The following is a 23,192-nucleotide window of genomic DNA, read 5'->3' on the forward strand; positions in this document are numbered from 1 at the left end:
TCAAAGAGATTTCAGGAAATTAAAGTCATTGTCGGAGGATTGGAGTTATGACAGTACATCACAATACGACGATCTCAGTTTCAGCTACCGCTTATCACGTTGAATTTGAATCTAAGCCTACCCGCATTCAAGCAGGTGAACCCGTAGAACTAGCATTCACGATTCGGAACTCAACTGGAGAAATTGCCCATGATCTGAAGATCGTGCATGAGCGAGCGATCCATTTGCTAGTTGTTTCTGAAGATCTCAGCGAGTTCTATCACCTGCATCCAGAGCAAGAAGCAGATGGTCGGTTTCATCTTGTCTACACTTTTCCGCAAGCTGGTCACTATCGACTTTATGCGGATTACGCTCCGCTTGGTGCTGATCAAATTGTGGATCAGTTGAGTTTACACATTGATGGAGAAGCACGAGCCGCGATCGCGCTGATTGAAGATGACATCCTAACTAAGAGTGTAAATGGCTTACGATTCACCATAACAGCGAATCAACCGTTACGCGCAGGTAAAGCAATCATGCTCGATTTTGCGGTTGAAGATGAGCAGACTTGCCAGCCCGTGTCTGATCTTCAACCCTATTTAGGCGCTCTTGCTCACCTCGTCGTGATCAGTGAAGATGGCAGCGAGTTTCTGCATGTTCACCCAATGGAGCATCACGAGCCTTTAATCTCCGATCATTCCAATCATGCAGATTCTTCGACTGATCACGCCTCTCACTCTAGCGCCTCCCAAATTAGTGCCCATACTCGCTTTCCTCGCGCTGGACTGTACAAGATTTGGGCACAGTTCCAGCGTCATGGGCAAGTGATCACAGTTTCTTTTGTAGTGCGGGTTGCTGAGTAATTTATTCGATCGCGTTTCAGAAGCAAGCGTTTACCAAACAATCAAGTCATGGATTCATCTAACTTTTCAGCCACAAACTCACCTTCTGAAAGAGCATCTAATTCTCGTCGCCCTCGCGTATGGTGGTTGCTTGGGTTGTTGTTGCTCAGTGGTGGAGGTTTAGGAGTTTGGCAAGTTTTGGCAAGGCGGGAGCCAGTTCCAACCACTGCCCCGCCGCCTGCAATGCCTGTTAAGACTCTAACCTTACAATCGCGCCTGCTACAAGAACGATCGGAGTTTATTGCCAATCTGCGATCGCGCCGTTCTGTCACGCTGCGTCCCCAGATCCAAGGCCGAGTCACCCGTATTCTCGTTACGCCAGGAGCGCAAGTCAGCGCTGGAACGGTTTTAGCTCAAGTTGATCCGGCTCAACAACAAGCAGCCGTCAACAGTAGCAGTGCAGCAACCGAGTCGGCTCAGGCAGAGGTGGGGACCGCTAGAGCGACTTTGCGATCGCTCGAAGCAGAACGGCGATCAAAACTATCTGACGTGAAGTTGGCTCAACAAGACTATAACCGCTATTCTCAGTTAGCAGCAGCAGGCGCGATTTCACAGCAAACCCGTGATCAGTATGCCAATCGATTAGAAGTGGCGAGAGCGGGGCTTGGGGCGGTTGAAGAACAAGTTCAAGCACAGCAGGCAACTGTGATTCAGGCAGAAAAAGGAGTGCAAGAAGCGCGATCGCGCACTCAAGAACAGCAAGTTCAGCTTCAGTACTTTCAAATTACTGCACCCTTTCAAGGAACAGTAGGAGACATTCCTGCAAAAGTTGGCGATTTAGTTGATCCTTCAACTCAGATCGCAATGGTTGCTGATAACACTGCCCTAGAAGTTAATTTCTCAATTCCAGCCGAGCAGATTTCTCAAGTGAACATCGGGGATTCAGTTGAGCTAGTAGACAATCGCGGACAGCGCTTGGGAACGAGCCGCGTGTTCTTCATCGCTCCTAATGCAACAGGGACAACTCAATCGATTTTAGTGAAAACGTTGATTGATAATCCTGATGGACGCTTAAGAACTGAACAATTTGTTCGAGTATCAAGTGACAGCAACACTGGCGGGTTGGCGACAGCTAGGAATCCTGCCCAACGACCGATCATGATTGTCGCGACAACTATGATCGGAGCCGAAAGGTATATATGGTAGGGAATCTGAGTTATCAACATTTAGGAGTATCATTTGTCGATCGCACTTTTAGAACAGGATTTCTGGCTGTCGTCCCGCCGATCGTAGTTGTCATTTAATATTCGAGCAAGAATCATCCAGAGTCAGCGTCCAGGTGTCGTTGTTCCCACAACAGCGATTACGCGATTAGGCGGAGAGGCTTTTATTTATGTCGTTGAGCCTGCTCAGTCTGGGTTTGTGGCACGACAGCGGCTTGTGAAATTAGGCGCGATCGAGGGTAACGATTATCAGGTTCTCGATGGTTTGCGTGCAGGAGAAAGAGTGATTGTGTCCGGTGTGCTGGCGCTTAGAGATGGAATGCCAGTTACGCCTGAATCTTAAATTATCCACTTCATCTGAATAAGCTGTATGTTTGCTGATTTTTTCATCAAGCGACCTGTTTTCGCGATCGTCACTGCCTTAGTGATGGTCGTTGTCGGACTCGTTAGCCTGCCCACTCTACCTATCGAACAATATCCAGATATCAGTCCCGTTCAGATTACAGTCACGGCAAGATATACGGGTGCAAATGCTCAAGTTGTCGAGGACACGGTAACAACCATTTTAGAACGTCAAATCAATGGCGTTGAAGGGATGAGATACATGGCTTCGACCAGTAGCAATGATGGAACAAGTACGATCGTGGTCACGTTTCAGCAAGGCTATAACATTGATGTAGCGGCATCGGATGTTCAGAATCGAGTGCTGCAAGTTCAAGCTCAACTGCCGCAAGTAGTTCAACAAACTGGAGTGAGTGTCTCAAAGCAATCAACCGCGATCGTTCTCGCAATGGCGCTATACAGCGAAGACGATCGTTACGATGACACTTTCATTAGCAACTATGCGGATCTCTATGTCTTAGACGCGCTGCGACGTATCAAGGGAGTTGGCAATATTCTGACCTTTGGTGAACGACGTTATGCAATGCGCGTTTGGCTCGATACGAATCGACTCGTGAGCCGAAATCTGACGGCTCAAGACGTGATTAATGCACTAAATCAGCAAAACGTACAGCTTGGGATCGGAAGCATTGGACAGCCGCCTGTTTCAAGTGAGCAACTGTATCAGATTGACTTACAGACAAGCGGTAGATTAAGAGAGCCAACGGAGTTCAAAGAGATTGTGCTGAAAGCCGAGTCAGATGGGACACTGGTTCGGCTCAAAGATGTCGGGCGCGTTGAACTTGGAGCCGAAAACTACAGTTCATTTGCCAGCTATCGGGGTCGTGTTTCTGTTGGGTATCAGGTGATCCAGATCCCAGGAAGCAATGCTTTAAATATTGCCAAAGCAGTCAAGGCAGAAATGGAGCGACTGTCTAAAAATTTTCCACCTGGACTAACTTACGATATCCCGTATGATTCTTCGCTGTTTGTTGAAGCGTCATTTCGAGAAGTCATTAGAAGCTTGTTTGAGGCAATTATTCTCGTTGTATTGGTGATTTTCGTGTTCCTGCAAGACTGGAGAACGACGATTATTCCAGCGATCGTCATCCCAGTTTCGTTGATTGGAACATTTATCTTTGTCAAAGCCTTTAACTTCTCGCTCAATAGCCTGACACTGTTTGGATTAACGCTTGCAACTGGCATGGTGGTGGATGATGCGATCGTCATTGTCGAAGATGTAACTCGATTGATTCAGGAGAAGAATCTGAGTCCGTTTCGAGCCACGATTGAGGCAATGCGCGAACTATTCGGAGCAGTGATTGCGACTTCGCTAGTTTTGATGGCGGTTTTTGTTCCAGTTGGCTTTTTCCCAGGTGTGACAGGTCAGTTGTACAAGCAGTTTGCGTTGACGATCGCATTTTCTGTCACGATTTCAACCATCAACGCTTTGACGTTAACGCCCGCACTCTCGGCTCTTTTGCTGCGCCGACAACCCAGACCAAGCGGTTGGTTAGGATGGCTTGCGGCTCGATTCAATGGGTTTCTAGACTGGTCACGTCGAGGATATGCTCAGGTATTGGGAAAACTGACGCGCATTAGAGCGATCGTCATGGTAGTTTTTATCGCTTCTTTAGGTGTTACAGCTTGGCTCTATCTATCCCTGCCTCAATCATTCCTACCCGAAGAGGATCAAGGCTACTTTATCAATCTGATTCAAGGAGCCGATGGAACATCTTTGAACTATACAAAGCAAATTGTAGGTCAAGCAGAACAGCAGCTTCTCAAGGTTCCAGAAGTTCGAGCCACCTTTGCAGTCGGGGGCGTAGGATTTAGCGGCAATGCTCCGAATCGTGGATTTATGTTTGCGCCGCTTAAATCTTGGGACGAGCGGCAAAACCCAGATCAAAGCGTTTCTGGAATTCTGAATCGCGCCAGAGCAGGATTGATGTCAATTCCTCAAGCACCTGTTTTAGCAGTCAATCCACCCACGATTCAAAGCTTGGGAAGTGTTGGCGGATTTGTGTTTCAATTGCAAGATCGCAGCGATCGCACCACAACTGATATTCAGAAGCTCGATCAAATCAAAACTCAGTTAGTTCAGAAAGCAAATCAAACGCCTGGACTACAAGCGGTCTTCAGTACCTATACTGCCAATGCCCCGCAACTTTTACTTGAAGTCGATCGCGCCAAAGCTGAAGCATTACAAGTCTCAGTCGATGAAATTTTTAGCACTTTGCAAACTTACATTGGTTCTCGCTATGTGAATGACTTTAATGCGTTTGGTCGCACCTACCGCGTGTATGTCCAAGCGGATCAGAAGTTTCGCTCGACTCCAGAAAATATCGAGCAGTTGTATGTGCGATCGCGGCGAGGTGAAATGATTCCATTGAAAACTCTAGTCACGCTTGTTCCCACTACCGGAACGCAAACGATTAATCACTACAACTTGCATCGATCAATCGAAATCAACGGAGCAGCCGCACCTGGATTTAGTTCTGGGCAAGCCATTCAAGCAATGCAAAAACTAGCGGCTGAAATCCTTCCGCCTGATATGGGATTTGAATGGTCAGGAATTTCGCTAGAAGAACTCGAATCTGGCGGACAAGCACCCATTATTTTTGGTTTAGGAATTTTCTTTGTGTTCCTCGTTTTAGCAGCACAGTACAACAACTTTATCGATCCCCTCATCATTATGCTGTCGGTTCCGCTCGCGGTTCTCGGTGCGCTATCGGTTCAGGCTTTGAGAGGATTGTATAACGACGTATATTGCCAAGTCGGGCTGGTAATGCTGATTGGGCTTGCCAGCAAGAACTCGATTCTGATTGTGGAATTTGCGAATCAACTGCGATCTCAAGGACGATCGCTCGTTCAATCAGTCGTCGAAGCGGCTCAAGAACGCTTGCGCCCGATTTTGATGACCGCCATCTCTACGCTGCTCGGAAGCTATCCGTTATTAGTAGCAACTGGAGCCGGAGCCGCCAGCCGCCAATCGCTCGGTACGGCTGTGTTTGGTGGAATGTTTGTCGCAACGTTTCTGAGCTTATTTGTGGTTCCCATCTTGTACATTGTGGTGAAGTCGATTCAATTCAAGCTGATGGGGCTACCACGCCGCAAACGAGAATCCATCGAACCATCTTAACAGTTCGATCAAACCTTATGCTCTTGCTTAAGTGAGCGATTAAGGCTTTAATGCGGTTCCTACTGAGTTGCGCTTCACGATAAACGTCGCTCATCTCGGACTGATTATCTTTGTCGATCTCAAGTTCAATAAACTTGCCATCCCGCACTGCTTTCGACTCGGTAAAGTCGTAACCTTCGTTGATCAGTAGCCAACCGTTTTGCCGCCTTGTTCAGTAATTTTTTCTTCTAGCATCCCTATTGCATCTTGAAATGAATCTGCTGTATTAGGAAAAAGTTGCCTATCTATCAGCGAAAGGCAACCTGTTTGAGTAGAACAGTCTGGAAAATGTGCTATGCAATTCCTGCAACACTTGCCACTTTCTTGTACTCCGCAGAAGCTTGACGGCAAGCTTGGGCACACTTCTGGCAATGCGGATTGTCTGGGTATTTCTCACACTCGGCTGCACAAGCATCACAAATTTCAATGCAAGCGCGAACAACTTGAGGAATGAAGCGAGATCCACGGCTCATATAGGAAGCTGAAGCCCAGCAAATTTGAGCGCAATCTGTGCAAACTCTCGCACAGTCGGGCATTGAACCTAAACAAGCATCTGCACAGTGTTCACATTCGTAAGCACAGTGAATTGCGGCATCCAAAATTGATTGATAATCTTGATGGGGCATTGTTCTTTTACTCCATGATTAAGCCATGCCTGACATCTTGCGACAAGATTCTAGACAGCGACGGCAAGTTTCTGCACAAGCTTTCATTTGGGCATCACTACCGTTATCGCTATGTCGATCGCAATCATCTGCACAACGCTCATTCACGTCAGCACACACACCACATACTTCGCGATGCAACTCTGATCCTCTTAGCATAAAGTCTGCGGCAGTTTGGCAGATTTGAGCGCAATCCATCAGAATCTTGATGTGCGAGGGTTCTGCGTGATGTCCACCTTTTTGTAAACAATAGGTTGCCGTGTTGAGACAAATGCTGTGGCAGTCAAGGCAATCTTGGATGCACTTCAGCATATCTGGGCTAGTTTGGCTGAAAGTCAATTGTTGAACAGTCATAAAGTTCTCCAGGGTGAAATTGTTCGAGAGTCATCTCTCAGCCATAACCGTAGGGAAAGCAATTTACGATCGCGTCTCTCTACCGATAGACAGATAATCTCTGGCATTGGGAGGAGCAGCATTTCATCCTTATTTCATCTTGATATGTCCTCGTTGAAGCACATTGTCAATTCGCTAAAATCTGCACATCTAATTACTTACCGAACATAAATGTCTTGTAGGAAGAACTTGTCCAAATTGGACACTTTGTGCTTTCACTTTCTCCTACCTTCTCCAGCAAATCAAAGTAATTATTCATTAATGTACAATTCTAGGTCTTATCCTCTTTTTCTCGCTCAATCAATCCACAGATTCTGCCATTAAAGCTTGCCTCAGAGTGTGCAGCAGGTGAGGCTAAAAGCAAGGCATTGATTTGCTCATACCGACTGGCTAATTCCTGACGGAATGCAAGCATTTCCTGGATATGGTTGTCTAATTCGTCGAGGTGCTCCTTCACCATTGCCTTGAGATTGGCACAGGGAGAAACACCTCTATTCCTAATTTCAATTAGCTGTTTAATTTCATCAAGGGAAAGCCCGAAGAGCTTAGCTTTTTGGATGAACCGCAGACGCTCTATAGTTTGTTCTGAATAAACACGATATCGTGACTGTGTTCGCTCAGGTGGGTCAAGTAAGCCCAAGCGTTCATAATAACGAATGGTTTGGGTAGGGAGGTTTACTTGCTGACCTAATTCACCAATCAACAATCCTTCTTTCACTTTCATACCGTCTCCTTTGCTCTGATGGGGAAGGAAGCTACCCTTCCCCATACTTGCTCTATCCTTGTCCAACGCCAGCAGTCACGAGTGCTTCGCGCGACACTGCCTGTTGGTTGGAGCAGCATTCAGCAAGCTTGCCATTCACAACAACAGCAGGAACGCGATGAATACCATACTGGTTTGCTTTCTCACGACACTCATTGGTAGCGCAACCCTCGCGCAGGTCATACACCTGCACTTCACAGTTCGGGCAGGCTAACTCCCTAACCAACTTAACGGTTTCATCACATAAAGGACATCCAGCCGTAAAGACCTCGACTATACGCTTTGCCATCTCAAACTTCTCCTTACGAACTCTAAAATTAGTCTAAACCTTGTACCTAACTTCAAGGTCAAGGGGTAGGTGTTGTCACCAACGAAGTATAAGGAGAAACTTGAGCCAGTCTTTTTTGAAGCTTCTGACCCCACAGGCATTTGGGCAACTTTTACTTTCAGTTTTGACTTCTAGAGAATTTCTCGTTTCACAGGCAAGGGTAAAGAAAAGCTCTGAGAATTGGACAATTTCTCGTTATGGGCACAAATGTAACTTCCTGAGCAATATCGAGGTGAAGTTGTGCAGCTTCACGATAGTCAATTGCTAGTCTTGAGCGATTATATTTTACAGAGCTTTAAATCGCTTCATTTTGGTGCATTCGGGGGTTCACTCGCTCGAATACTCTACATTTTTGTTAGATTAGCTCCCATAGCTTTAATTAGACAAACTTTGTATGTACCGCTATCACTGTTTTACACGATCAAGACCACGCAATTAGAAATCAGACTGCTTGCTTTCCTAGATCTCAGAGAAACAATTGTGTTTCTTGGCACTCCAAGCTAGTTTAAGTGCATTTTTTAGCAGCAACATTCCTACTTTTGATAGACTTACATTTCATTCCAATTTCATTTTTACGTACTTCATTGAATATTACAAGAGCAGTAGATAATATAGCAGCGATGAGCTTAGAGCAACACAAGCGACAGCCGTAAATCGAATAGCTGATTGCTTACTAAACTGAAAATCTGCAAGACGACGGGTTGAACAATGACGATAGTTCAGCTTGTTCCACTTCCAATCTTGCTTCTCATATTCTACAAACTTTAAATCTTCAAGAGAAAGTGCATGTTTCATAGCAATAGCGCATCAAGTCTAACGGATATTCCGCTCTCGACAAAGGTTTCTTCCTTGAATTCTTTGACGCTTGACCCACTAACTACTGCGAATTCTACATTACAAAGCCATACTCCAAGCTCAGCCGATCCTCGCGCTGCCTCAACGGTTGCACCGAACGACTCAGCAGCCCGGTTTGATGTGCGCTACTTGCAAGAGACGATCGATCATCACACAATGGCGATCGAGATGGCAGAACTCGCAGTCGATAAGGCAGTGAATGACGATTTGAGGTCCCTCGCGCAAGGGATTGTTGATACCCAAACGGAAGAGCGATCGCAAATGCAGACTTGGCTCAGAGATTGGTACGGTTTCAACTACAGTCCTGATCTCAACTTTGGCGAAGAACGCATGATCCGAGAAATGTCTCGTATGGAAGGTGCCGAGTTTGAAATCGACTTTATGCGTCAAATGACCATGCACCATGAGGCGGGCATCAGTGATGCAGTTCCTTGTACTGAACGGGCAGGACACGCCGAGTTAAAAGATCTGTGTAGTAACATTGCTTCAACTCAGCAGAGTGAATCCGATCAGATGCGGCAGTGGTTACGCGATCGCTATCAAACCTCCGTGGACATGATGATGCCTGCAATGGGTGGACTAGAAAACTACAACGATTCCTCAATTCCGAACGGTAGTTTTGAGAACGGAGATTTTACAGGTTGGTCAACAGTTGGAAAAGCTGAAATTCAACCTTTAGATTACGGAGTCTTCCCAACGGACGGCATCTTTCAGGCGCTTCTGACCACTGAGCGAGAAACCGCTTCTCCTTCAGAACTCGCATCGTTTCTAGGCGTAGATTCAAGCGTGTTGAATAATCTTGGCGACGGCAACATTGATCAAGGCTCCGCAATCAAACTTACCTTTGATGCAAAAGCAGGAGACACTGTGTCGTTTGATTGGAATTTCCTGACCAATGAGTTAGATTCAACCCTGGTTGATCCTAGCATAGACTTCCTTTTCGTCACGCTCGAACCGTTAGCACTCACCGCAGCCGATCCTAACTCAGCTTCTAACTCTTCGAGAACCATGTTCTCGAATGAAACCGGGTATCAAACCTTCTCAGCTGGAATCACCCAATCTGGTACCTATACGTTAGGAATTGGCGTTGCGAATGTTGGCGATCCGTTGTTTGACTCTGCCGTGCTGCTAGATAACTTCAAACTTGTCTCTGCCTAAACAATCGTCTTGCAATTTCTGCTGATCTCGCTTTAACGCAGGTATTAGTTTCTAAGGCTTGCGTTAAAGTTCGTTTTACTTTGCCTAGAACCTTTCAATCTCGTCCTATGGATACAGAGCCATTTCATCTGCGTTTCATGCTGATGTTAGAAACTGAAGATTAGTAGCAATTGTTCTCTTCATGATGGAATGATTGAATTCTATGAATTATGACTATGACTTAATTGCGATTGGAGCGGGTCCGGGTGGTCTAGCGGCATCAGAGCGAGCCGCTAGCTATGGCGCTAAGGTGGCGATCGTGGAATGCGATCAAGTGGGTGGAACCTGTGTGGTTCATGGCTGCATTCCTGAAAAACTGATGACCTATGCTGCCAGCTTTTTGCAATTCTTTCAGAATGCTGACGACTATGGTTGGGGTAACGTCTCCACCCAGTTCGATTGGTCTCAGTTTATGAAAGCCAAAGAGCAGCACATTGAGCATCTAAGCCAAGTTCACATCGAGCATTTAACAAAAGCAAAGGCGGAACTGATCAATGGACAAGCTCGTTTTTTAGATGCTTATACGTTAGAAATTGGCGATCGTCGAGTTACAGCAAATAAGATTCTGATTGCGGTGGGTGGAAGGGCGGTTAAACCGAATCTTCCTGGAATTGAGAATGCAATCACAACTCGCGAACTGTTAGAACTGAATGCTCGACCGGATCATCTAGCGATCGTAGGCAGCAATCATATCGCTGTGAAAGCCGCAGGTATCATGAACGCTTTGATCCCTAAAGTCACGCTGATTACGCCGGAAACTCAAATTCTTCCAGGCTATGACGATGATTTGCGCTCGACTATTCAAACTCAACTTTCCCAGCTTGGAGTTCAAATCTTGTGTCGATCGCAAGTACAACAACTTGAGCGCGAACAGTCCTGCATCAAAATTAGTGTTTCTAGTGAAGCCGTAGATGAAATTTCTACAACAACGGTTGCTTGGATTGAGAATCGTACCCCGAATTTGGATGGATTGAATCTAGAGCAAATCAATGTTGACCTTGATCAAGGTGCGATCGCAGTTGATGAGTACAGCCGCACTTCGCAACCAAACATTTTCGCAATCGGAGATTGTACGCTTCGTCCGCATTGGACTCCCGCTGCAATCGCGTCCGGTCGGGCATTTGCTGATACAGAATTTGGTGATCAGCTTTGTGCTGTGAACTATGAGAATATTCCTGCTGTTGTTTCGACAAAACCCGAAGCAGCAACGATCGGACTTAGCGAAACACAAGCCCGCGAGAAGTTTGGAGATGCGGTTCGATGTTACCGCAAAACGTTTCAACCACTGTTTAATCTAATTGGAGAATCGAAGCAAGAAGCATTGCTCAAACTTGTGGTCGATCAGCAGACTGACCGGATTTTAGGCGCTCATATGGTGGGTGAGTATGCGAGTGAGATTATTCAAATGATTGCGCCTGCGATGAAAGCTGGAGTCACCAAAAAGCATTTTGATCAAGCGATCGGGATTCATCCTTCGCTAGGGGAGGAGTTTTTCACAATGCGTGAAAAGTTGTAGCAGATTGACCGAACCGTGAGTAATGCTTATGACCCAACTACGTTCTAGAGGGCTTTTGTTGCTGCCCCTCGGAGCCGCATTTCCACCTAAGCTTTGTTTAGAAAATGCTACAAATGTTCCCTTATGCACCGTCTAGTCAATCTGCTGCTCAAACATGGCGATTCTGTGGACTAGCTTTGATCGCGGATGCCACTTACATCACGGCGCTTTATTGGCTTAGCAAGTCTTTCACGCAGAGAGATCGCTGAATTACTCATTTAGCTTGAAGGCAAATTATACTGATGCCGATCGTCGGCATCAGTATAGTGTAACAATCATGGAACCATCGCACTAACACTTGGATTATAGCGGTATAATAATGCAATGATTCGAGTGTTCGGTCTCGAAGTCGGTGTTATTCCACTACTTCAGCTATTTACTTTACTCTGATTGAAACCGTCCATGGAGTGGGCTATTGCCTAAATTTGCCTCATGCGCCACAGTAGCTTATTTAACCGGACTCGCGCAAAAATGGCAGGCTGGTATGCTGTCATTCTAGGCTTAATTTTGGGTACTTCTAGCTTTATAACGTATCAGATGGTGGCATATGCTCATTGGCAAGCCGTCGATCGAGAGCTAGAGTCTATTTCTGGAACGCTTCATGACAGTTTAGAGCCAAAGCTGAAACAACCCGGAAAATTAGAGCCAATGGTTGAACAAGTCCTACCTGGGTTGTGTCAAGTTGATACAGCTTGCTCAACGGCTTCGGATGGCGATCGCCACATTCTCGGTATTGTTCAGAATGGCGGTTACTATATTCGTTTTCTTGATCTGTCGGGTCGTTTATTAGCAACGGCTGGAGCATCTCCAGGTCAATCCAATTCGCCGGGGAATATTCAAACATGGCAAGTGATTCGCGATCACGAATCACAACGCTATCATCAATATTCATTAACGCTAAAAACCTCGACAGGACAGCCGTGGGGTTATCTGCAAATTGGACGATCGCTGCGGGAATACGACGAACACTTAGCGATGCTTCGGATCTTATTTCTCTTTGGGTTTCCAGGAGTTGTTTTGATCATTGCGATCGCAAGCTGGTGGTTAGCGGGACTGGCAATGAAGCCTGTGTATGATTCGTATGCAAGAATGCAGCAGTTTACTGCTGATGCTGCCCACGAACTACGAACCCCGATCGCAACGCTGCGAGCCACCGTTGAGACGGCTCAAGATAGCCAACCGATATCAGAACAAGAAACGCAAAATTTGCTGTCAATCTTGAATCGTCAGTCAGATCGATTAGCCCAACTCGTTCAAGACTTGTTGCTACTTTCTCGAATGGATCAAAAAACACTATTTTCTCAAACACGCTTGTGTTGTTTAAATGATCTCATTAGTGATTTGGTTGAAGATCTATCAACATTAAATATCGCAGCCCCGATTCAATTGAGTGTTCAAATTCGAGTTTCAGAACAACTTTATGTGATGGGCGATGAGAATCAACTGATTCGTTTATTTTCAAATTTAATCACAAATGCCTTGCACTATACTCCTCCTGGCGGTCAAGTGATTGTGACCTTAGAGAAAGATGAGCATCAGGCTGTGATTCAAATTCGCGATACGGGAATTGGGATTGCGCCCAAGGATCAAGCTCGAATTTTTGATCGGTTTTATCGAGTCAACAGCGATCGCTCTCGGCAGACGGGTGGATCAGGCTTAGGACTGGCAATCGCTCAAGCGATCGCAAAAGCTCATGATGGCAAAATTGAGGTGGAAAGTACTGTCGGCAAAGGTAGCACATTCACCGTTCGCCTCCCACTGCAAAACACACATCACCTATCCAGCAATAAAAAGCCTGTAACTTTCAGATGGAAAACCACAGACTCGAAAATGGTGTGAGACCCAGACAAAGTAATGTCAAACCTTGCTTGGATTCTCACCGATAATTCTACTCGTCAACTATGAAATTAGAATGGAATTACAATCCTTAGCTTTCTTTGATTTGTTCCAATTTATTTCTTGAATCCTCGATTTCATGCTGATTTCATTTTTTTTTGAGAGCTTGGAAATGAGAGCCGTTTTTTCTTAGAAAGAACAATCCTTTCTATTTTCTGAGGTCAGCCATGAAAATCTTAATTGTAGAAGATGATCAAGCGGTTGCCAGTTCCCTGAGTCTATTGCTGACTAGTCAAAATTATATTGTTGAAATTGCCCCGGATGGAGAAACCGCTTGGCAACTCGTTGAGGTGTATGAGTATGACTTATTGATACTAGATGTTTTATTGCCTCGCTTAGATGGAATCAGCCTTTGTCGTCGGCTGCGATCGCGAGGGTATAAAATGCCCATTCTCCTGTTAACAGGTTGTGATAGTAGCCAAGACAAAGCAGCAGGACTTGATGCGGGAGCCGATGACTACCTTGTTAAACCGTTTAATCCACAGGAGTTTTTGGCGCGGATTCGGGCATTATTGCGCCGGGGAAATGTTGCATCGCCAGTTCTGACATGGGGTGACTTACGCCTCAGTCCTGCAACAGGAGAAGTGAGTTACGCGGGTCACGCTTTATTACTGACTCCCAAAGAATATGCGCTGCTAGAATTATTTCTCCGCAATCCGCAGCGAGTTTTCAGCTATAACGTCATCTTGGATCATTTATGGACGGCTGGAGAAGCACCTAGCGATGATGCCATTCGAGCGCATATTCGCGGATTACGACAAAAGCTGAAAAATGCAGGCGCAGCGAATGATTTCATTGAAACCGTCTATGGGATTGGATACCGTCTTAACCCGCTGAAGAATCAGCCAGCGTCTCAAGCGTTGGAAGGTGAACTGAGTTCGTCCCCAGAGACTCCTCAACAAATGCTGGCATCACTGACCCAGGTTTGGAATCGGTTTCGAGGAAAGGTCGAAGAACAACTGGCGCTGTTGGATCGAGCGACAAAAGCGATCGCAAACCAATCCCTGGACGAAACGCTACAACAGCAGGCGGTTCGAGAAGCACATACCTTGTTTGGCGCTCTCGGAACCTTTGGATTTTCAGAAGGATCTCGGCTCGCCCAACAAATTGAGCAAATGCTGCAAGTCGGAGCATCGCTTCAGCAGAACGAGATTGCTTGCCTGTGTCAATTAGTTGCAGCCTTGCGTCAAGAAATTAATACACCAAGAGAGGAAAGCGACTCAGAGGATTCCGGGTTAGAACGCGAAGAAAATTGCCCTTTGTTACTGATTGTCGATCGCGATCCAATCACAGCAGAACAAGTCGTTCATGAAGCTGGAAATTGGGGATTCCGAGGAGCGATCGCACGTAATTTAACGGTAGCTCAAACCCTGGTGGAGCAAGATGCTCCCGCTGTGATTGTCCTTGATCCAACTGTGTCACACTCGATTCAAGAGAGTTTGACGTGGCTGGCTGAATTAAGCCGTCAATCCCCTTCAATCCCAGTTTTGGTATGGACAGCACAACATCAACTGACCGATCGATTAGACGCAGCACGGTTGGGCGCTAAAGCGTTTCTGCATAAGCCAACGACACCAGCACAGGTTTTAGAAACTGCCATTGAGGTGCAGCGAATTGATGCATTTCAACGAGCAACACTACCGGCATCTGCGGGAATCACCGTTTTAGCAGTCGATGATGATCCTCAAATTTTGGTTGCACTGCAAACATTCCTGGAGCCGTGGGGATTTCGAGTCCTGACATTGAGTGAGCCAGAACGCTTTTGGCAAACATTAGAAGCAGCCCATCCAGACTTGTTACTTCTAGATGTCCGAATGCCGAATATTAGCGGGATTGATTTGTGTCGAACGGTTCGGAATGACCCAGATTGGAGTGGGTTGCCCGTCATTTTCTTAACGGCTCATACTGACACTACTACGGTGAATCAAGTCCTTGCTGTAGGAGCGGACGATTTTGTCAGTAAACCGATCGAGGGTGCAGAACTCGTGACCCGCATTATCAAGCGGTTGGAGCGCATCAAGCTGTTGCAAAGTCGGGCAGAAATTGACCCGCTAACTTGGGTTGCAAATCGTCCACAATCCATCCGAGCCATTCAGGGATTTCTGCGGCTGGCAAATCAGAATCAGCAACCGTTGTGTTTCGCGATTCTAGATCTCGATCGCTTCAAGCAAGTGAACGATGTCCACAGTCAGATGGCTGGCGATGCTGTCTTGCGCCAATTCGGGCAGATGCTTCGACAAACGTTTAACCAGCGATCGATCGTTGCCCGTTGGGGAAGTGGAGAGTTTGTAATTGTGCTTTATGGCGTGACAAAAGCTCAAGGAATCGAGCAGCTTTCTGAAGTATTGAAAACGCTTCGGCAACATTTATTCACATCTAGCAACGGCAGTCCATTTCGAGTGACATTTAGTGCTGGTGTTGCCCAATACCCCGACGATGGAGATGACTTGGACGCTTTGAATCGTGCGGCGCAAACTGCTCTCCATCAGTCCAAATTGGCAGGCTGTGACTGTATTTTTTCGGCTGGCACTCCCGGAACCATTCATTCAACCTGACGCAAACGCAACTTGTTTCTGTAACAAGTTATTGCACCGAATGCGGTTTTGCCAGGTTCCTCATAACTTTCTCGGATTTTCTCACTATCTTCAGGAGTGTAAGGAAATTCAGCGCTCTCTCAGAAGAGGTTGAGCCTATGTTTCAAAAAATTCTGGTGGCTTTAGATAAGTCAGAAGTTAGTAATCAGGTGTTCCAAGCGGCTCTAGATTTGGCGAAATCGGATCACGCCAGCTTGCTGTTACTGCACGTTCTATCATTTGAGGAAGAAGACTATCCGATCGTGGTTGGACATACGAGTTTGAACTATAACTCGGAGGGAATGGACTCAGCGATAAAGCAATTTGACCAGCAATGGCAAGCCTATGAACACCAGGGGATTGAGATGTTGAAATCGCGAACAACCACTGCAACCGCAGCCGGAGTTCCAACCGAATACATTCAGTGTTTGGGCGGTCCTGGTGCTTGCATTTGTGCGAATGCACGGGAGTGGGGCGCTGATTTAGTGGTGATTGGACGGCGGAGATTATCAATCTTGCGAGAGTTAGTGTTGGGTAGTGTGAGTAACTATGTGATTCATCATGCGCCCTGTAATGTTCTAACGGTGCAATCTATTGTGCAGAAGAATGTTCACGCAGAACCGCTTCAAGCCACAGAGCTATCTCCCTAAGTAAAGATTGATTGCAAAGACTTGTCCCTCCAGTGAACTGTAAGGTTTAGCGTATTGATAAAAGATATCAGGATGCTATCTCTTCAATTCACGCCTGTTGTCTTCATCCCCTTCTACTTGAAGGAAAGGAGAGAAATTATGAGTCGAAAAACATTAACTTATGGTCTAGCAGGTTTATTAGCTAGTAGTGCGATTGTTGGACTTGTCATCATGAGTAACGCACAAGCCGATCCCCAAAACTCGATGCTTGCTCAACGTCCTGCTACGCGCACGAATCCTTCTCAGCCACGGATGATGATGGGGCAGATGGATCAGCATTTTATTCAGATGATGATCCCGCATCATGAAAGCGCGATCGCAATGGCAGATTTAGCCTTGACTCGTGCCAAGCGCCCAGACATCAAGAGGTTGGCTGAAACGATCAAGCAAGATCAGACCCGTGAAATTCAGCAAATGCGGACGTGGTACAAGCAATGGTATGGAACCGAAGTCCCTAAAATGTCGATGGGAAATATGGGCATGATGGGGCACGGACAAGGCATGGGAAATATGTCTACGCACTCAGGCATGATGGCGGACACTGAGATGCAGTTGGAGACTCTGAGAACTGCCCCTGACTTTGATCAAGCCTTTATCCGCGAGATGATTCCGCATCACCAAATGGCAGTAATGATGTCTCAAATGTTGCTCAACGGGACAAATCGCCCTGAGATGAGAAACCTGGCTCAATCAATCATTCAAAGCCAAACGGCTGAAATCAATCAAATGCGCCAGTGGTATCAAGCTTGGTATCCCAATGCTAGTCGCCAATCTCAAACAAGGTAAGCGTGATGTGGACAAAGCTAATTCTGGGGGTTGTTGCTGCTAGTTTTGGCGTGTTGCTTGGTGTCGCTGTGGTGAACATAATTGACCCTCAACCCCCTAAACGAGTTAACTCGCATCCCGATCCCTACACTCACAACGGCAGATCCCTCCGATAAATAGATCGCTGTGCAACACATTTGAAGAAGAGTACAAACAACGTGGAGATTGATTATGTCTGTATTTTCTGGGCTTTTTGGACGGAAACAAAACGACGGGAAGACTGCGGTTGATCCAATCTGTGGCATGACGGTTCAGAAAGCGACTGCCATCAAAGGTGAGTATGAGGGACAAACCTACTATTTTTGTAGCCCCCACTGCCAGCAAATTTTTGTCGCACAACTCAAGGAAGAAGCTGAATCCGGCGAATGAGACGCTCGATCGCTTTCCTGTTGCTTTGAGTTTTAACCCTTTCCACGCCTAACCCTAAGCTTCGTGTTCCGAACCTTCACATCTAATCAATTGCCTCTTTAAATTTCCCCTTGATATAAGGAGTTTGTTAGAGCATGACCACACACGGACATCACAGCCATTCACATGGCGGTACGAAAACCCTAACCGCAGACAAAATGGCGAAAGATCCCATTTGCGGAATGGTCGTTGAAAAGGCAACCGCGCTTAAAACTGAACGGGCTGGGCGCACCTACTACTTCTGTAGTCAGAGTTGCCTGAATACGTTTGAGAACCCGGAACACGAACTGAAATCCATGCGACGACGGGTGACGATCGCACTTACCGGAGTTGTGCTACTAGCCATTATGCGAGCGGCTGCTTTCCTGGGATTAGCCGCAGGAGTCACACTAGTCACTTGGGTTCCGATTCCGGCACTTCCCTGGTTTACTTGGGGCGTGTGGCTGTTTCTTCTGACGACCCCGGTGCAATTTATCGGTGGATGGTCATTTTATGTAGGATCGTGGAACGCGATTCGGACACGCCACATTAACATGGATTTTCTCATTGCTTTGGGAACGACAGTGGCATACATCTACAGTGTTGTTGTTGTCTTCTTTCCCAACATTCTGCCTATCAGAGTTGCAGAGCGTGAGGTTTACTTTGAGGTCTCTGCGATCATTATTGCCTTTGTACTATTAGGCAAATACATGGAGGAAATCGTTAAGAAAAACTCTTCGGCGGCGGTACGAAAGCTACTGGATTTGCAAGCACCAATCGCTAGAGTCATCCGAGATGGAGTAGAGATGGAAATTCCCGCAGAAACTGTCATGGTTGGGGAAACCATTGTTGTGCGTCCAGGCGAAAAAGTTCCAACGGATGGCATAGTTACTGAGGGCAATTCCTCGATCGATGAATCGATGCTGACTGGAGAATCAATCCCAGTCGAGAAGGCACCAGGGTCTGAGGTCATTGGTGGCACCTTGAATCGAACCGGATTATTTCGATTTCGGGCAACTCGCGTAGGGTCAGAAACGGCACTCGCACAGATTATCAAATTTGTGGAAGAAGCCCAAAACAGTACGGCACAAGTTCAGCGCTTGGCAGATACAGTGACAGGCTACTTTGTTCCGGCTGTTGTCATTATTGCAGTTCTTGCTTTTGTTGGTTGGTTATTGGTCGGAAATTTCCCACAAGCTCTGTTGGCATTCATCGCAGTATTAATTATTTCATGCCCTTGTGCATTGGGCGTTGCAACTCCAGCAGCGTTGATGGTTGGTGTAGGCAAGGGTGCAGAAGCTGGTATTTTGATTCGGGGGGGTGAGGTACTGGAACAAGCACAAAAACTCTCAACGGTGATTTTTGATAAGACGGGCACCTTGACACGTGGGGAACCGAGTGTCACTAATGTTGAAACATTTACAGACCGTCCTAGAGATGAAGTCCTGCGATTAGCGGCTTCGGTAGAAGCAGGATCAGAACATCCATTAGGTGAAGCGATCGTGCGGGCTGCAAAACAAAATCGCTTAGACCTTCCTAGCGTAAAAAACTTTGAAGCCATTCCCGGACATGGGATTCGGGGTGAGGTGAATGGCGATCGCGTCGTCTTAGGCAATCGGCGATTGTTTCGAGAACAAGGATATGCGATCAATTCTGCGGTTGAAAATCTATTAACTCAACTCGAAACCGAGGGCAAAACGGCGATGCTGGTTGGCTGTAATGGTTTATTAGTGGGTGTCATTGCGGTTGCAGATACCCTGAAACCAGAAGCGATCGAGGCAGTCACAGGTTTGAAGCGAGAACGAGTAAAAGTTGTGATGTTGACCGGAGATAATCAGCGCACGGCAGATGCGATCGCTCGGCAATTGGGTATCGATCGCGTAATTGCAGAAGTGCTACCAGGTGATAAAGCCCAAGTCGTCAAAGAGATGCAGAAGCGAGGTGAGGTTGTTGCAATGGTCGGAGATGGAGTTAATGATGCTCCGGCTCTGGCAACGGCTGATATTGGGATTGCGATCGGATCAGGGGCAGATGTTGCCAAAGAGACGGGTGGAATTATTCTCGTCAAAAACGATGTCCGGGATGTGGTTGCATCGATTCGATTGTCTCGCGCCACCTTGCGGAAGATCAAACAAAATCTCTTCTGGGCGTTCATCTACAACACGATCGGGCTTCCGATTGCTGCCTTTGGCTTTCTGAGTCCAATTATTGCAGCAGCGGCGATGGCGCTTAGTTCGCTGTCGGTCATCGTCAATTCATCGCTCTTAAAAGGATTCAAGGTCAAACCTGATGAGCATTCGATCGCGACAACTTAAGAAGCTTCGTGAAACACCGTTTTGTTCCTAATCTATTGTTCTCTTAATTACTGAGGCTGCAATGACTCATCAACATGATCATTCTTCTAACGCCCCACGCGGCAATCAACAGATTAGCCCAAGCCGATCGTTTATTCGGATTGTTATGTATGTCACGATCGGCGTTATTGTGTTTTTTCTGATCACAGAACACACAGCCCATTTAATCGGTTTTTTGCCGTACTCGCTTTTGTTTATTTGTTTGTTTATGCACCTATTCATGCATGGCGGTGGACATGGCGGACACGGTGGAGGGAACAATAACCAACCGCGTTAAGCACAATTTACTAGGCAATCATTCTGTTCAACTTTACTGTCAATGAGGTTCACCTGATGAATACGATGCCCGCTTATGGACTATGGGGATTAGTCCTAATCAATTCACTCATTTTCATTGTGTTCGCCTTTAGTTTCACGAAGCCCAAAACTGCGCGTGATTGGCGATCGTTTGGAGCATTTTCTGCCTTCATTGTTGCGCTATTCACAGAGATGTACGGGATTCCGCTCACGATTTACCTGCTGTCGGGTTGGCTGCAAAATCGATTTCCAGGAATGAATTTGCTCGGTCATGACACTGGACATCTGTGGTGGACAGTTCTCGGTATGAAGGGTGATCCTCACCTCAATCCGATTCACTGGCTCAGTAATATTTTCATTGTGGGCGGCTTAATTGTGTTGGGATCGGCTTGGGAAGTTCTCTACAAAGCCCAGCGCAGCCATACATTAGCCACATCAGGTCCTTATGCAGTGATTCGCCATCCGCAGTATGTGGCGTTCATCACAATTATGCTGGGCTTCTTAATTCAATGGCCCACCATCATCACGCTCATCATGTTTCCCATTTTAGTGGTAATGTATGTCCGACTAGCACGGCAAGAAGAGCGAGAAGCACGCGCAGAATTTGGAGACGAATACAGCCGTTATATGGCAAATACATCAGGCTTTTTCCCACGCTGGGGAAGCTCTAGAAGTCGCACGACATCATAGTTTTTGCATGATAGTTTAACACTATGGGAGGTTGATATGACAATGCCCACGTATGACCATGAAGAACGCCATCTCACTCGTAACACGAGTACAAGACTGAGAGTTCGATCGCTAGCATTTGCTGTCGGAGTTGCTACAGGTCTTGCCTATCTGCTCTGCATTCTCTTCATTGCGCTGGCTCCCCAAGCAGCAATGCGATTTTTTAGCTATATTCTGCACGCTGATCTAAGCGGAATCATGCGAACGGTGAACTTCGGAAGCTTTGTGGCGGGTCTGCTGTTTTGGTCGATCGCGCCTGCGTTATATGCTGCCCTCGTAGCCCGCTTCTACAATTCATTCTCAACCAGATAGTTCGCTTAAAAACACGATGCACAACGAATAGGAAGACCCATGAGTGATTTAATCGTGATTGGCTTTAAAGATGAATTCAAAGCAGATGAAGTTCTCATTGATCTGCGAAAACTCGAACTCGAATACTTGATTGATCTAGAAGATGCTGCTGTTGTGGTGAGAAATCAACAAGGCAAAGTCAAGATCAAACAAACTCAAGAACTTGTGGCTTCTGGGGTGTTGAGCGGTGGCTTCTGGGGACTCCTATTCGGATTTCTGTTTTTCAACCCTTTGTTAGGCTGGGCACTTGGAGCAACCGTTGGAGCAATTTCTGGGGCACTGACCGACATTGGGATCGATGACAACTTTATTCGTGAAATCGGCGAGACAATCGAACCTGGAACCTCTGCTCTATTCATTCTGGTACGGAAATCTACTCCGGACAAAGTTCTGGAAGACTTGAGCAAGTTTGAAGGAAAAGTAATCCGGACTTCACTCTCAAAGCATGATGAAGCGGAATTGCAGGCAGCATTAGCAAAGTCTCATCAAGCTCTCCAAGAAGCTTCTAGCGATCGATAACTTTAGATTCAAGAGGTGATTATGTTTTACAAAATTCTTGTTGCGATCGACCAGCTCGATCTGGGTGAGCAATTGATGGAAAAAGCAATCACAATTGCAAAACCAATCGATGCTCAGTTGATGTTGCTGAATGTTGCGTCTCCTTTCTATTCAGGCTATCCAGATCCGCCTGTTTATCCTATGGTTGATAGCATTTATCAAGAAGCAAACCAAACCATTCTGGAACGCTATGAACAAGAAGTAGAAGCAGTCAACCAGCACGGCTTGGAATTGCTCCGATCTCAGCAAGCGATCGCGACCCAAGCAGGAGTCAAAACAGAGATCACACAAAGCTTTGGCGATCCAGGTCATGTGATTTGCGACGTTGCCCGAAATTGGCAAGCAGACTTAATTATCATTGGACGACGCGGGCTTTCGGGATGGAAGGAAATGATTTTAGGAAGTGTGAGCAACTATGTGATTCACCATGCACCCTGCTCGGTTCTAACGGTTCAGCCCCTTTTACAATCTACTCCTGAAGCACCTCACATTGCTCAAGTCCATCATCATTAGCATTAGAAACGCACTTTAGACGATAGGAGGAATCTATGTTTAGTAGAATTCTCGTTGCGATCGAGATGTCAAAAGCAGGTCGGCACGTTTTTGAAACCGCTTTAGCACTTGCAAAGGCAACAGGTGCAAATCTGAAAGTCTTGCACGTTCTATGTCCAGACGAAGAAGGTTGCCCAGATACATCAGGACTGTTAGGCACTTACTACTATCCAGGCACTGATGATGAAGCCACAGAACATGGACAAATTGGATGGGAGCAATATTCTCAGAAATGCTTAGAACGATTGCGATCGCTCGTACAGATAGCGACAACCGAGGGGGTTCAAGCTGAGTTTGCTCAACCGAGTGGAAAACCAAGTCAGACAATCTGCGAAGAAGCCCGGAATTGGGAGGCGGATCTGATTGTGATTGGTCAGCGCGGGCTTTCAGGTTGGGAGAAAGCATTGCTTGGCAGTGTCAGCAGTTATGTGATTCAAAATGCTCCCTGTTCTGTGTTGGCTGATCAATCGCCAATTCGAGCGAGATCTGTTCCCGCAAAAGTTTAGAAGCGTTGTCCAGCGTTCTTGCATTTCTCCTTTTGGCAGCAGTTTTCTTAATTGCTGTCATCATTCTTCTGGCTTTGATCTTTTCATCTCAATGAGTCATTCATTTTACTAAA

The 23,192-nt window shown here is 46.4% G+C and carries 23 protein-coding genes; 18 read left to right on the forward strand and 5 right to left on the reverse strand.

The features are described from left to right. The first annotated feature begins 47 nt into the window (after positions 1–47). The 4 genes from ACQ4M5_RS08075 to ACQ4M5_RS08090 all read left to right on the forward strand — a co-directional run bounded on the left by ACQ4M5_RS08075 (position 48) and on the right by ACQ4M5_RS08090 (position 5,567). Positions 48–842: a hypothetical protein gene (locus tag ACQ4M5_RS08075; protein WP_430675065.1), complete on the forward strand. Its 795-nt coding sequence runs from the start codon at positions 48–50 to the stop codon at positions 840–842. Positions 843–890: 48 nt separating this feature from the next. Continuing rightward, positions 891–2,027: an efflux RND transporter periplasmic adaptor subunit gene (locus ACQ4M5_RS08080; RefSeq protein WP_430675066.1), complete on the forward strand. Its 1,137-nt coding sequence runs from the start codon at positions 891–893 to the stop codon at positions 2,025–2,027. A gap of 87 nt (positions 2,028–2,114) precedes the next feature. After that, entirely contained in the window at positions 2,115–2,387 is a 273-nt protein-coding gene (locus ACQ4M5_RS08085) for a hypothetical protein (protein ID WP_430675067.1), read from the forward strand. A gap of 27 nt (positions 2,388–2,414) precedes the next feature. Continuing rightward, entirely contained in the window at positions 2,415–5,567 is a 3,153-nt protein-coding gene (locus ACQ4M5_RS08090) for an efflux RND transporter permease subunit (RefSeq protein ID WP_430675068.1), read from the forward strand. A gap of 332 nt (positions 5,568–5,899) precedes the next feature. Here ACQ4M5_RS08090 and ACQ4M5_RS08095 read toward each other — a convergent pair whose 3' ends face one another. The 5 genes from ACQ4M5_RS08095 to ACQ4M5_RS08115 form a co-directional block, all read right to left on the reverse strand. Then, positions 5,900–6,232 (reverse strand): four-helix bundle copper-binding protein, encoded by a 333-nt coding sequence (locus ACQ4M5_RS08095; RefSeq protein WP_430675069.1) that lies wholly within the window; start codon positions 6,230–6,232, stop codon positions 5,900–5,902. 18 nt (positions 6,233–6,250) lie between these two features. Further along, positions 6,251–6,625 (reverse strand): four-helix bundle copper-binding protein, encoded by a 375-nt coding sequence (locus ACQ4M5_RS08100; protein WP_430675070.1) that lies wholly within the window; start codon positions 6,623–6,625, stop codon positions 6,251–6,253. A gap of 310 nt (positions 6,626–6,935) precedes the next feature. Then, the gene (locus tag ACQ4M5_RS08105) at positions 6,936–7,388 is read right to left on the reverse strand and encodes a heavy metal-responsive transcriptional regulator (protein WP_430675071.1); all 453 of its coding nucleotides are present in this window, start codon (positions 7,386–7,388) and stop codon (positions 6,936–6,938) included. A 52-nt stretch (positions 7,389–7,440) separates the two neighbouring features. Next, entirely contained in the window at positions 7,441–7,716 is a 276-nt protein-coding gene (locus tag ACQ4M5_RS08110; protein ID WP_430675072.1) for a thioredoxin family protein, read from the reverse strand. A 630-nt stretch (positions 7,717–8,346) separates the two neighbouring features. Continuing rightward, a complete protein-coding gene (locus ACQ4M5_RS08115) occupies positions 8,347–8,550 on the reverse strand; it encodes a hypothetical protein (RefSeq protein WP_430675073.1) in 204 nt (67 codons plus the stop codon). Between ACQ4M5_RS08115 and ACQ4M5_RS08120 the strand changes: the two genes are divergently transcribed. The 14 genes from ACQ4M5_RS08120 to ACQ4M5_RS08185 all read left to right on the forward strand — a co-directional run bounded on the left by ACQ4M5_RS08120 (position 8,542) and on the right by ACQ4M5_RS08185 (position 23,079). Continuing rightward, positions 8,542–9,768, forward strand: a complete 1,227-nt coding sequence (locus tag ACQ4M5_RS08120; RefSeq protein WP_430675074.1) for a DUF305 domain-containing protein — start codon at positions 8,542–8,544, stop codon at positions 9,766–9,768. The two genes, ACQ4M5_RS08115 and ACQ4M5_RS08120, sit on opposite strands and share 9 nt — an antisense overlap. 202 nt (positions 9,769–9,970) lie before the next feature. Then, entirely contained in the window at positions 9,971–11,323 is a 1,353-nt protein-coding gene (gene gorA, locus ACQ4M5_RS08125; RefSeq protein ID WP_430675075.1) for a glutathione-disulfide reductase, read from the forward strand. Between the two features lie 471 nt (positions 11,324–11,794). After that, complete coding sequence (gene rppB / locus ACQ4M5_RS08130) at positions 11,795–13,201, forward strand: two-component system sensor histidine kinase RppB (protein ID WP_430675076.1); 1,407 nt, start codon at positions 11,795–11,797, stop codon at positions 13,199–13,201. Positions 13,202–13,425: 224 nt separating this feature from the next. Then, positions 13,426–15,813, forward strand: a complete 2,388-nt coding sequence (locus ACQ4M5_RS08135; RefSeq protein WP_430675077.1) for a response regulator — start codon at positions 13,426–13,428, stop codon at positions 15,811–15,813. A gap of 137 nt (positions 15,814–15,950) precedes the next feature. After that, positions 15,951–16,481 (forward strand): universal stress protein, encoded by a 531-nt coding sequence (locus tag ACQ4M5_RS08140; protein ID WP_430675078.1) that lies wholly within the window; start codon positions 15,951–15,953, stop codon positions 16,479–16,481. A 138-nt stretch (positions 16,482–16,619) separates the two neighbouring features. Continuing rightward, positions 16,620–17,306, forward strand: a complete 687-nt coding sequence (locus tag ACQ4M5_RS08145) for a DUF305 domain-containing protein (protein ID WP_430675079.1) — start codon at positions 16,620–16,622, stop codon at positions 17,304–17,306. 210 nt (positions 17,307–17,516) lie between these two features. Then, the gene (locus ACQ4M5_RS08150; RefSeq protein WP_430675080.1) at positions 17,517–17,714 is read left to right on the forward strand and encodes a YHS domain-containing protein; all 198 of its coding nucleotides are present in this window, start codon (positions 17,517–17,519) and stop codon (positions 17,712–17,714) included. Between the two features lie 134 nt (positions 17,715–17,848). Continuing rightward, positions 17,849–20,047 (forward strand): heavy metal translocating P-type ATPase, encoded by a 2,199-nt coding sequence (locus tag ACQ4M5_RS08155; protein ID WP_430675081.1) that lies wholly within the window; start codon positions 17,849–17,851, stop codon positions 20,045–20,047. A gap of 61 nt (positions 20,048–20,108) precedes the next feature. Further along, on the forward strand, positions 20,109–20,363 hold the full coding sequence (locus tag ACQ4M5_RS08160) for a DUF2933 domain-containing protein (protein WP_430675082.1): 255 nt from the start codon (positions 20,109–20,111) through the stop codon (positions 20,361–20,363). Between the two features lie 56 nt (positions 20,364–20,419). Then, positions 20,420–21,073, forward strand: a complete 654-nt coding sequence (locus tag ACQ4M5_RS08165; RefSeq protein ID WP_430675083.1) for a methyltransferase family protein — start codon at positions 20,420–20,422, stop codon at positions 21,071–21,073. 36 nt (positions 21,074–21,109) lie between these two features. Further along, positions 21,110–21,424 (forward strand): DUF5676 family membrane protein, encoded by a 315-nt coding sequence (locus ACQ4M5_RS08170; RefSeq protein ID WP_430675084.1) that lies wholly within the window; start codon positions 21,110–21,112, stop codon positions 21,422–21,424. Positions 21,425–21,463: 39 nt separating this feature from the next. After that, positions 21,464–21,982, forward strand: a complete 519-nt coding sequence (locus ACQ4M5_RS08175; RefSeq protein WP_017292198.1) for a DUF1269 domain-containing protein — start codon at positions 21,464–21,466, stop codon at positions 21,980–21,982. A gap of 21 nt (positions 21,983–22,003) precedes the next feature. Next, complete coding sequence (locus tag ACQ4M5_RS08180) at positions 22,004–22,534, forward strand: universal stress protein (RefSeq protein ID WP_430675085.1); 531 nt, start codon at positions 22,004–22,006, stop codon at positions 22,532–22,534. A 35-nt stretch (positions 22,535–22,569) separates the two neighbouring features. Next, positions 22,570–23,079: a universal stress protein gene (locus ACQ4M5_RS08185; RefSeq protein WP_430675086.1), complete on the forward strand. Its 510-nt coding sequence runs from the start codon at positions 22,570–22,572 to the stop codon at positions 23,077–23,079. Positions 23,080–23,192: the final 113 nt, after the last annotated feature.

The sequence above is a fragment of the Leptolyngbya sp. AN10 genome (genome assembly GCF_050565645.1).
In the GTDB taxonomy this organism is placed as follows: Bacteria; Cyanobacteriota; Cyanobacteriia; order Leptolyngbyales; family Leptolyngbyaceae; genus Leptolyngbya.

Coding starts and splice junctions, on each gene's coding strand:
- ACQ4M5_RS08100 (WP_430675070.1), bottom strand. CDS start 6,625: ATGACTGTTCAACAATTGACTTTCAGCCAAACTAGCCCAGATATGCTG.
- ACQ4M5_RS08115 (WP_430675073.1), bottom strand. CDS start 8,550: ATGAAACATGCACTTTCTCTTGAAGATTTAAAGTTTGTAGAATATGAG.
- ACQ4M5_RS08170 (WP_430675084.1), top strand. CDS start 21,110: ATGACAATGCCCACGTATGACCATGAAGAACGCCATCTCACTCGTAAC.
- ACQ4M5_RS08120 (WP_430675074.1), top strand. CDS start 8,542: ATGTTTCATAGCAATAGCGCATCAAGTCTAACGGATATTCCGCTCTCG.
- ACQ4M5_RS08095 (WP_430675069.1), bottom strand. CDS start 6,232: ATGCCCCATCAAGATTATCAATCAATTTTGGATGCCGCAATTCACTGT.
- ACQ4M5_RS08145 (WP_430675079.1), top strand. CDS start 16,620: ATGAGTCGAAAAACATTAACTTATGGTCTAGCAGGTTTATTAGCTAGT.
- ACQ4M5_RS08155 (WP_430675081.1), top strand. CDS start 17,849: ATGACCACACACGGACATCACAGCCATTCACATGGCGGTACGAAAACC.
- ACQ4M5_RS08175 (WP_017292198.1), top strand. CDS start 21,464: ATGAGTGATTTAATCGTGATTGGCTTTAAAGATGAATTCAAAGCAGAT.
- ACQ4M5_RS08180 (WP_430675085.1), top strand. CDS start 22,004: ATGTTTTACAAAATTCTTGTTGCGATCGACCAGCTCGATCTGGGTGAG.
- ACQ4M5_RS08160 (WP_430675082.1), top strand. CDS start 20,109: ATGACTCATCAACATGATCATTCTTCTAACGCCCCACGCGGCAATCAA.
- ACQ4M5_RS08140 (WP_430675078.1), top strand. CDS start 15,951: ATGTTTCAAAAAATTCTGGTGGCTTTAGATAAGTCAGAAGTTAGTAAT.
- ACQ4M5_RS08075 (WP_430675065.1), top strand. CDS start 48: ATGACAGTACATCACAATACGACGATCTCAGTTTCAGCTACCGCTTAT.
- ACQ4M5_RS08150 (WP_430675080.1), top strand. CDS start 17,517: ATGTCTGTATTTTCTGGGCTTTTTGGACGGAAACAAAACGACGGGAAG.
- rppB (WP_430675076.1), top strand. CDS start 11,795: ATGCGCCACAGTAGCTTATTTAACCGGACTCGCGCAAAAATGGCAGGC.
- ACQ4M5_RS08110 (WP_430675072.1), bottom strand. CDS start 7,716: ATGGCAAAGCGTATAGTCGAGGTCTTTACGGCTGGATGTCCTTTATGT.
- ACQ4M5_RS08080 (WP_430675066.1), top strand. CDS start 891: ATGGATTCATCTAACTTTTCAGCCACAAACTCACCTTCTGAAAGAGCA.
- ACQ4M5_RS08105 (WP_430675071.1), bottom strand. CDS start 7,388: ATGAAAGTGAAAGAAGGATTGTTGATTGGTGAATTAGGTCAGCAAGTA.
- ACQ4M5_RS08165 (WP_430675083.1), top strand. CDS start 20,420: ATGAATACGATGCCCGCTTATGGACTATGGGGATTAGTCCTAATCAAT.
- ACQ4M5_RS08135 (WP_430675077.1), top strand. CDS start 13,426: ATGAAAATCTTAATTGTAGAAGATGATCAAGCGGTTGCCAGTTCCCTG.
- gorA (WP_430675075.1), top strand. CDS start 9,971: ATGAATTATGACTATGACTTAATTGCGATTGGAGCGGGTCCGGGTGGT.
- ACQ4M5_RS08185 (WP_430675086.1), top strand. CDS start 22,570: ATGTTTAGTAGAATTCTCGTTGCGATCGAGATGTCAAAAGCAGGTCGG.
- ACQ4M5_RS08090 (WP_430675068.1), top strand. CDS start 2,415: ATGTTTGCTGATTTTTTCATCAAGCGACCTGTTTTCGCGATCGTCACT.